Source organism: uncultured Campylobacter sp., from assembly GCF_938045535.1.
Classification (GTDB): Bacteria; Campylobacterota; Campylobacteria; order Campylobacterales; family Campylobacteraceae; genus Campylobacter_B.
In genome coordinates this window covers 1-4,615 of the sequence record NZ_CALIMQ010000252.1, presented here as the reverse complement: position 1 = coordinate 4,615, position 4,615 = coordinate 1, and the positions used below count along the sequence as shown (strand labels likewise).

The following is a 4,615-nucleotide window of genomic DNA, read 5'->3' as shown; positions in this document are numbered from 1 at the left end:
TTAACTTCTGGTTATGGGGTTTAGAGGAAACTAGCAAAAAGTGGCTCGCGCTAGCGATCGCGTTTTTTGCGCTGCTACCATTTACACAGACCGATGAGCCTTTCGTCTCAGCGCTAAAAGTTAGCATCCTGATGATCCTATGCGTCGCCTCTGTCGTAGCCTTTACCAAGGGTCCTAGCCTAAAGATCACGCTTCCTTTCATCTATCCCGTTGCGCCGATATTTTTTATGTGGGCGGCTTACGATGATTTCGGGGAAGTTTTTCACTTCGTTTGGCTGATATTTATTATCGTAGCTAGCGATAGCGGCGCATATTTTATCGGAAGAGCCTTTGGCAAAACCCCACTAAGCGCTAGCTCGCCGAATAAAACCGTAGAAGGCGTACTAGGTGGTCTTGCGCTCGCGCTTATCGTTAGCCTCATTTATGCGCGCATCTTTACCAATATGCCGCCGCTTGAAATTTTAGGAAAAACCATCATCATAGCAATTTTTGGCGTGTTTGGCGATCTATTTGAGAGCTACCTAAAGCGTGCGGCAGGTCTTAAAGACAGCGGCGCGCTCTTTCCCGGACACGGCGGGATTTTAGACCGCATCGACGGCTATATGTTTGGCGCGATCGCGATGGCGATAGTCTATTCATGGTAGTTTTAGGCTCCACGGGCTCTATCGGCACAAACACCCTAGACGTAGCCGCTCGCAGCGGCAGTATGATCGAAGCGCTTAGCTGCGGGCGCAATATCAAGCTTCTGAACGAACAGATCGCAAAATTTCATCCAAAGCTCGTCTGTATCGCGGATGCGCAGCAAAAAAGCACAGTAGATCACGAGCGCGTATTTTGCGGCGCGGATGGAATTTTACAGATGCTTGCGGAGTGCAAAAGCACGACCGTGGTAAACGCTCTCGTAGGCTTTGCTGGCATGATGCCCAGCCTAAAAACCCAAGAGCTCGGCAAAAGGCTCTGTCTAGCTAACAAAGAAAGCCTGGTCGTCGGCGGGAAATTTCTGCAAACGGATAAAATTTACCCGATCGACAGCGAGCATTTCGGACTGAAATTTTTACTTAGCAATGCCAAAATCCCCGTTTCGCGCCTAATCATCACGGCTAGCGGCGGCGCGTTTTACGACGTGCCGCTAACGCAGCTGGGCTCGCTCACGCCGCAAAACGCCCTCAAGCACCCCAACTGGAAGATGGGCGCAAAGATCACGATCGACAGCGCCACGATGGCGAATAAGCTCTTTGAGGTGATCGAGGCATTTTGGCTCTACGGCATGCGCGAGATCGATGCACTCATCGAGCGCACCTCGCAGATCCACGCGCTAGTCGAATTCGCGGACGGCTCCACGACGGCACATATTAGCAGGGCCGATATGCGCCTAGCCATCGCGCACGCGATGTTTAGCGGCGACGTACGGGAGCAGATCACCGCGCCCGTGGATCTGTGCGCGCTGCGACCGATAGAATTTAAGCCGATCGACGAGATGAAATTTCAAATCTTTACCCTCAAAGACGCGCTGTTAGCAAACCCCGATCTCGGCGTCGTCATCAACGCCGCAAACGAAGCGGGCGTAAATGCGTTTTTGCAGCAGCGGTGCCGTTTCACCGACATTGCGCGCGTCGTGCTAAAGTGCGCGGAGAAATTTAACTCACCTAGCGTAACGGATGCGGACGCGCTTACGGCGGTGGATGCGAGCGTGCGAGCGTATGCAAACGAGCTGCTGAAATAAGTTTTTTAATCACGGGATTTATACTGCAAGTTGAGCGTGGCGGCAAATTTCACTGCGCGCGGCTCGCGCAAGCAGCCGTAAAATTTAGTGGCTCTAAACAGCGTGCGCCTATTGCGCTGTATCGGGCGCAGATTTATGCTGTGCTACCAATTTGCGCCATTAAATTTAATAAATAGAGGTTTGGCATGGATATTAAAACCGTCATAGAGTTAGAAAAACAGCGCAAACGGCTTAAGAAAAGTCGCAAGCTTTGGAAAATTTTAAGTTATCTCGTAGCGTTTGCGGTTTTCGGTCCGATGCTTGCGCTAGCATTGATAATCATCTTTCTTGATTTTCCCAAACTCGATCTTGGCATAGAAAGCTTATCTTTTTTGGTCATGTCTATTTTAGCAATAATCGCCATGCGGGACGAATTTTACGAGTGGATTTTTGAGCGTAAAACCGAGCGATTTTTGATGCGCTACAAAGAGCTTTATCTCAAGCCCTATATCGAAGGCCTGGGTTTTTCGTATAAAATGGGCGCACTTTTTCAGGAAAAAGAGGTGAGGGCAAGCGAGATATTTGACGGATTTGATAGATTTCGCGCGGATGATCTGGTTTGTGCGAACGCAGGCGGAGTGGATTTTATATTTTGCGATATAAGACTAGAAAAAGACATCGGTACGGGAATTCCATTTATTTTTAAAAATAATTACGCCACATTTTTCGAAGGACCCTTTTTCGTGGCAAATTTTAATAAAAAAATCCGCTCCGACGTTTTTGTTTTCTCGAATACGACACTGCCGCCGTCTGAGTTGCGGCACAAACTACTGGGTGGTCGCGAAATACCAATAGATAACGCGGACTTCAATCAAAATTTTACGATCTATGCAAACGACGCAATGACGGCTATGTATGTCCTGACGCCGGCGCTGATGGAGAAAATTTTATCTCTTAAACAGCTCGTGAAATCGAATATCTCGCTGAGTTTCAAGCAAAATAAAATTTACATAGCGATAGCTCGCGGCACCGATAGTTTCGAGCCGAGCTTGGATCAGCCGATACTCAATGCTCGCATCGCAAAGGATATCAAAGCGGATCTGGATGCGATGCTGCAAATCGTAAAAATTCTAAAGTTGAATGAGAAAATTTGGACGTCTTAACGGGCGCAAGGCGGGGCGAGGCAAGCGGGCGAAATAAGGCGAGCAGATGAAACGAGGCGGGGCGAAGCAAAGCGACTAGATAAAACAAAGCGGGGCAGAATAGGCCGCTGGGGCAAAACACGCGAGCGTCGTGCAAGCGCGATAAAATTTCACGCGGGATTGCAAAATTTTAGTAATGGGATGAAATTTCGCGTGGGGTTTCGGCATGGGGATTTTGGCAAAATCGTGAAATTTCGCGTAGAATTTCGACGGGATTTGATGTCGCGGCGAAATCTTGTATAGAATTTCGGCAAGGGTAAATAGAATTTCGGCGGAATTTTACGAAAAATTAAAATTTGCTTGCTATTGAGAGATTTTTTTGATATACTGCCGTTTCTTTTTTGGCCCCGTAACTCAGTTGGTAGAGTGTCACCTTGACATGGTGGAAGTCGTTGGTTCGAGTCCAATCGGGACCACCATTTAAGCTATTTTCAAATTTTAATCACTTCATTTTCGCGCACAGCACCTGTCTTAAATTTAGCTATTCCGACCCCTTTCATTTTTATTTTAGATATAATTTTTCCAAAATACTACGAGATCGATTAGCCGATCGATAAGGTAAATTTTATCGGCAACCGATTAAATTTAGAAAGGAGTATCGGCGATATATGGGACAGTATGTTATAAAAACATTAGATTACTGCGCAGAAAAGGGACTGCAGCTACAATGGGAAAAGGACTTCGCGATCTCCGTCAATACTCTTGAAAACGAAGTTACTATAAGGGCAAATAAAAGCGGACTTATGTCTCTTGCTAGGCATTTGCTTACTTTAGCGCAAGATTCTACGCCGAAACATTCGCATATACATCTGGATGAGTATAATTCGCTTGAGGAGGGCTCGGCGGAACTTATATTGGAGAAAATACGAACACAAATAGCTTCAATTTAGGTGGAAAAGAGTTATTATACTCCGCAATCAAAGGGATTGGGATCATATTTAATGGCGCTCGATGAATAACGGTATAGTGCGCAAAAGGAGAATAAATCAGTGCTACCGAATAAAATTTATATAAAAGACGATCCTCTAACTATCGATGAGGAACTTATGGGGCATGAGTATCATAAATTAAATATTAAAATTCTAGAAGACAAAAGGCTTGTGATCTTGGGTTTTACTACGAATTTGGCTATGTATTATTTCGCAAAAAACATTTTAACATCATCGTATAATGAAAGAGTCTCATACCTAGAGCTTTTCCCTTATGAATATTGGGTGGGAGGAGCGCGATTTGCAAAAAATAGCGCTCAATTATGTATAGATATAAAGGAATTTATCAAGATGGACGAAGCGGAGTGTTACATAACGGACGATATGGACAGGTATAAATTTGAGCTAGATTTTAAAACATTCTACCAAAGCGTTACATTTTATTTCCCTAGTACGAAGGACTACATAAATTTCGCTAAATACCTGCTAAGCATGAGTATCTACAATAGAAAAAATAGGGTAAAATTTTATAGCGAAGATTATACATTGATTTTACAATACTCCAGGTTTGTCATATGAGAAATTTAGAGCGATCAAAAATAAAATTTATCTCCCGTAAAGCCCAAATTTAAGGATTGGGCGGTATGGCTCAAAACGTTATAAATAAAGCAGATCATAACGAAAAGAAGCGGCAAAATGTTAGATAGAATTGGCTATTTTTTTCTTGGCGTAGTATTCTTTTTATACCTTATAATTTTTGCAGTAAATAAAAATATAAAGAT

Annotated in this window: 5 protein-coding genes and 1 tRNA gene; all 6 read left to right on the top strand. The window is 44.4% G+C overall.

The window, feature by feature from the left end:
- Positions 1-644: phosphatidate cytidylyltransferase (locus Q0095_RS07990; protein WP_297882940.1), on the top strand; the 644-nt coding region annotated here is incomplete at its 5' end.
- The gene (dxr, locus tag Q0095_RS07985; protein ID WP_297882938.1) at positions 638-1,723 is read left to right on the top strand and encodes a 1-deoxy-D-xylulose-5-phosphate reductoisomerase; all 1,086 of its coding nucleotides are present in this window, start codon (positions 638-640) and stop codon (positions 1,721-1,723) included. The genes Q0095_RS07990 and dxr, both read left to right, overlap by 7 nt.
- 185 nt (positions 1,724-1,908) lie before the next feature.
- Positions 1,909-2,865 carry a DUF3137 domain-containing protein gene (locus tag Q0095_RS07980; protein WP_297882936.1) on the top strand — a complete coding sequence of 319 codons (957 nt, stop codon included), beginning with the start codon at positions 1,909-1,911 and terminating at the stop codon, positions 2,863-2,865.
- A gap of 382 nt (positions 2,866-3,247) precedes the next feature.
- Positions 3,248-3,323: transfer RNA gene (locus tag Q0095_RS07975), tRNA-Val, on the top strand.
- Between the two features lie 189 nt (positions 3,324-3,512).
- Positions 3,513-3,794, top strand: a complete 282-nt coding sequence (locus tag Q0095_RS07970) for a hypothetical protein (RefSeq protein ID WP_297882934.1) — start codon at positions 3,513-3,515, stop codon at positions 3,792-3,794.
- 99 nt (positions 3,795-3,893) lie between these two features.
- Entirely contained in the window at positions 3,894-4,412 is a 519-nt protein-coding gene (locus Q0095_RS07965; RefSeq protein ID WP_297882932.1) for a hypothetical protein, read from the top strand.
- Positions 4,413-4,615: the final 203 nt, after the last annotated feature.

Coding starts and splice junctions, on each gene's coding strand:
- dxr (WP_297882938.1), top strand. CDS start 638: ATGGTAGTTTTAGGCTCCACGGGCTCTATCGGCACAAACACCCTAGAC.
- Q0095_RS07970 (WP_297882934.1), top strand. CDS start 3,513: ATGGGACAGTATGTTATAAAAACATTAGATTACTGCGCAGAAAAGGGA.
- Q0095_RS07980 (WP_297882936.1), top strand. CDS start 1,909: ATGGATATTAAAACCGTCATAGAGTTAGAAAAACAGCGCAAACGGCTT.